This is a genomic window from bacterium, from assembly GCA_018814885.1.
GTDB lineage: Bacteria > Krumholzibacteriota > Krumholzibacteriia > LZORAL124-64-63 > LZORAL124-64-63 > JAHIYU01.
On record JAHIYU010000032.1, the window covers coordinates 1 to 4,661 of the forward strand.

At 65.0% G+C, this 4,661-nt stretch carries 3 protein-coding genes; all 3 read right to left on the reverse strand.

The features are described 5' to 3' along the window. Window positions 1-640: 640 nt before the first annotated feature. On the reverse strand, window positions 641-790 hold the full coding sequence (locus KJ554_01880) for an ATP-binding protein (protein MBU0741083.1): 150 nt from the start codon (window positions 788-790) through the stop codon (window positions 641-643). Between the two features lie 24 nt (window positions 791-814). Beyond that, window positions 815-2,257: a hypothetical protein gene (locus tag KJ554_01885; protein MBU0741084.1), complete on the reverse strand. Its 1,443-nt coding sequence runs from the start codon at window positions 2,255-2,257 to the stop codon at window positions 815-817. Between the two features lie 407 nt (window positions 2,258-2,664). After that, window positions 2,665-4,509, reverse strand: coding sequence for a hypothetical protein (locus tag KJ554_01890; protein ID MBU0741085.1), 1,845 nt, complete (start codon window positions 4,507-4,509; stop codon window positions 2,665-2,667). Between the last annotated feature and the right edge of the window lie 152 nt (window positions 4,510-4,661).

The following is a 4,661-nucleotide window of genomic DNA, read 5'->3' on the forward strand; positions in this document are numbered from 1 at the left end:
AGGAAGAAGAGCGTCGGCAGGAGCAACTGAGCCTCGGAGGGCTTTAGCCCTCTTCTTGTGTTGGAGGCCCCCTCTGGGGGCCTTCATCAAACCGCCCGCTCTGCGGGCGGTACATGATTTAACTTCAGCCTGTAAACGCCGGTTTTAAAAAAGCGCGGCAGGGGCCGGTCCAAAAGTGCGGCACCCGCGGCAGTAGTAGTCCCCTCACGGGAGGGGCGTCAACACCTTCCTTTCGGGTCTTCTTCTCGGCTCATCCGGCTGAAGCGTAGTTGGCCTCGTACAACGTGATGTTCACCTCGGTGAGCAAGATGCTCTCGCAGATCAACGGCGGCCGGGCCGACGGTACGCGGGACCGGCGCCTCGGCGGTTACCGGCGGCCGGACCTGTTGATCCTCGACGACTTCGGGCTCAAACCGCTGCGCGGCCATGACCAGGAGGACTTCTACGAGGTGATCAATGAGCGGTACGAACGGGGATCAGTGCTGGCGACCAGCAATCGGGCTACAGCGAGTGGCGGGATGCGTTCACCGACAATCCTCTGTTGGCATCGGCGGCGCTGGATCGCCTGGCCCACCGGGCGCACCTGGTCAGGCCGGGATGATTATTCGCCCAGAGCTGACTTAACGGTTGGATTCGCTGACTATTCGTGCACAAATGGGGATTTGAATAGGGACACCAGCACCTCGGTCCATTGCTCGAACGGCTGGTTGGCCGTCACCAACAGGCTGAGCCGCTCGCAGTCCCGGCCAACCACCTCGAACAGAAGCTCGGCGCCGACTGTGGTGAACAGGACGTAGCCGAGCTCGACCGCCCCTCATTTCGCCACGGAAATTTTCCCGCTGGAAACAACAAGCGTGTCGTCGCCAGACTCCAGGGTGATGCGGTACAGCACGACGCCGCTCGCGATGCCCGCCGGCCAAGTCACGCTGCCCTGTTCGCCGGCGGCGACGACGCGAGTCTGCCGGTGCAAGCGGCGGCCAGCGAGATCGAAGAGCTCGCAGGTGAGCTGGCCCCCTCGCGCGGCTTGAAAGACAAGGCTCGGACCACCGGCGGGATTGCCCTGTGGTGCCGCCCACAGCAGCCCATTGCCGCCGGGTTCCGTCGGGGCAACGGCGGTGAGGCCCGACTCGATCTGGTCGGCACCGCGATCGGTGTGCGGCGGGTCGCCGCCGGGCCGCACGTCCCGCTCGATATCGTCAGTGACCGCCCGGTCCTCGGCGATCGGCCAGCCGTCCTCGACGGTAGTGCCTGCGTCGGCCGGATCGTCGTGCAACGGACTGCCGGGGATCAGGCGGTAGAAGTCGGGATTCGGATGCGATGGCGGCGTGATATTCCAGGATTGTGAAACGAAAGATGGCGCCGCGTCCGCCCGCTCGAAGCGGAGGAAACCCGTCGTCGCGGGACCGGCGATGCTCAGGGCACCGCCGAACGCGTACTCCTCGACGTTGGCCGCCGAGGTGAAAGCGGTGTTGGCGCTCGCCGAGACCGTGACGAGGTCCGAGACGGCGCTGTAGTAGGCCGTCGGTTCGATCGCCGCACCGATGTGATTCACGGCCACGTTGTTGCGCAGGACGAGCAGCACCCCGCCCATCCCGGCTTCCAGGGAGATCCCGTGCGTGAGGTAATCCGCGACGATGTTGTTGTAGAGAAAAAGCGAATTGGCGGGATCGGTGAAACCGAGAGCCTGAATAGCCCGCGCGAAGGTCCCGTACTGGTAGGCAAAGAACACGCAATTGCGAACCACGACATCGGTCGGGTAGAGGATCAGCAGATTGTTGAAGTCGGGTGCGCCTGTCGCCGGCCAGGTCGAACCGATCCGGCAGCGCTCGATGATCACGTCTGCGTAGACGCTCACCAACACGAGATGGCTCGCGTTGGTCGTGTTGCGCAGGAGGTCGAGATCCTGCAGCGTAACACTGCTGCCGTCGCCGGTGATGCTGACGATCGGTGTCGCACTATGGCTGGCAACGATCGCAACGCGGGTGAAGCCAGAGAGCCCGGGATCGGGGCGGATCAGCAACGTGTGGTCCGCCGCGAAATCGCCGTCGATCGTGATCGTCTGCGCGATGTCGATGAACGACGCATGGAGGTTGATGATGTTGACCGGATCGGCATTGCCGGCCGCAAGGTTGATCGCCGCCTGGATGGTCGGCGAGTCGGCGGAAGGTACAATGTATTCGGCTGCCTGGGCAGAAAACATGGATGCGCCAACCAGCATCGCCAGCAGCGCGGCGGATCGTATAGGATGGGATCTCATCGCCGACCTCCTCGCAACAGCGGATAACCGCGCCTCGTGAAGAACGGCTCAGATTGCAAGCCGTTCATTCTCAACAAGGAGAAATTAATCGCTACTCCTGAGACCCTCCGTTTCGAGCTATAAGGGCCCGAGCCGGATCAAGGACGCCCCTTCCGACCAAGCACGCGCGCAGGTTGGCGCTTTTGACCTGAACCCCCGTTTGGCGCCACATCCGGAGTCAGGATGAGGCTGGGCAGTGTCGGTCGGCAGCTCTCCGCAGCGGGCATTGTAAAGCGCGCCGAGACGGGTGAGCTGCGCCGCGTGGTCGCGCCACCGCTCGAGACGCACGGAATCTGGCCGGAGTCCCGCTAGGGGCCTGAGGCCGAAGCACCGTTTGCAGCGGGCGGCCCGCTGCACGTGGCCGCCAGTCAGCGGAGCGTCACCAGCCTGCGCGTGACCGTGGCGCCGTGCGCCGTGAGGCGAGCGAAATACACTCCGGCCGGCAGAACCTCACCCCTCTGCCCGCGCATATCCCAGACGACCTCATGTCGCCCGGCGCTCCGGAAATCGCTCACCAATGTGCGCACGCAATGTCCGCGAACATCGTAGAGAGCCAGATGCGCGTCGGCGGCGACCGGCATTTCGAACCAGAAGCGCGTCAAGCCTGAAGCAGGATTCGGGCTTCCCTCCGACAGTCGCAGCGCCAACGCCGCGTCCGGCTCGTCGCCGATGCCCGTCGCTATCGCATCCCCCTCCGGTGAGGAGCCCCCCGCGTCCTCCTCTTCCTCGGAATAGAAGTGGTAGTGGAAGCCGCGGATCATGAAGGTGCGCGTGAGCGCGGAGTTCGGTATGAAGATCCGCGCGGAGCGCACGGGGACTCCGGCTGGCTGCGTCGAGGGATACAGATCCACCGTGAAGGGCAGGGACGTACCAAGCGGCACGGGCGGCGCGCCGCTCGGGACATTGACGACACGAGTCGCGATCTGGCCGGGCACACCCGCCCGAACCTCGAAGCAGGACGGAGGACCGTCGACCCATTCGATCGTGATGGCGCTGACGGGGACCGGATGCTGCGCGAGCAGATCGACCTCGATATAGACGGGGTCCACCGGGTGGGGAGCCTCGGGAATCACCCAGGGGCTGGTGTCGGTGGGGAAGGCCCCGCCCGTGGTCACGCGTGACGAGTTGGAGGACACATGCACCTGCCCGCCGGTCACGGCCCAATACGAGATCATCTGCGCGAGGTGGGCAGCGTCGGAGTTCTCGGAACCGAGCGAGGCGGGGTAGGCGCTGATCAGAAGCGTGATCTGCGTGCTGATGCGGGCCGGATCATACTCCGGCGTCCCGTCGGAGTTGAGATTGATCCCCCAGCCGCGGATCTTCCGTTGGGCGCCGTCGAGCAGCTCGTAGTCCGGGCCGAGCGCGGTGAACCAAATGATGTCGCGGTACCAGCGTTGGTTGCTGATCTGGGAGTAGATGCCGCCGCCGTCCAGGTGGGTATTCCCCTCCACCATGTGCACGTCCACCCGCTGGACAGGTCCGTCGGCGTCGCCCAGCCGGTACACGACCAGCGAATCGACCACCTGGCTGTGAGAGATCGCGCCGTCCCAGGGGGTCCCGTCGCCGTTGGCGTCGGTCGGGTCCCACTTGTAGATCTGCTGGTATGCACCCGGGCAGGGGCCGTTGACACCCGGCTGGAAGTTCGCGTAATCGAGCTCGCTGCCGTCGATCCAGCGGCCGCGGCACAGTCCACCGCGAGCCTCCTCGTCGATGTACCAAAGGCGCATCTCCTGTGCATTGCGCACGTACGAGCTCGGATGGTGAGACTGCGCGAAGTACCCGCACGCGTAGGGCGCGCAGGCGCGCTCGGCCCAGTATGCCACCGTCTCCGTGCACCACGCTTCGGGAGCCGTGTCCGCGTCGTTCTGTATATCCGGCTGCTGGAAAGCGAGGGCCTCCGCGCAGGCCGGATTGTCCGTCTGCTTCTGGATCTGCCAATAGGCCTGCCCACCGTGCTGCTGGCAGCAGCTCCGCAGACCGACGGTCGCGTGGGCGATGTCGATGTTGCCGTCAAGGAAGAGGTCCGGCGGCCACGGCGCCCCGACGTTGGCGCAGTCGGTAAAGCATGCGCACGACGGAAGATCGGGCAGGCTGCACTGCGCGAGGACTCTCACTCCGACGCAGGACACAAAGAGGAACGCAAGCGGCAGGAAGATCCCGGGCTTGCTGTATGCCGACCCGGCGTAGCGGCTGTGTGGGTGAACTGCAAACACGCACATCACCTCCGAGGATGAAGGTGATCTCCAGCGCGTAGCACTGTGCCACGACACCTCTCGACTATACCGCGCGGTCGGCGGCAAAATCAATGTGCTTCTAGACCTGTTCCGTACCGGCTCCGCCCCCCCCCCCCCCCCCCCCCCCCCCC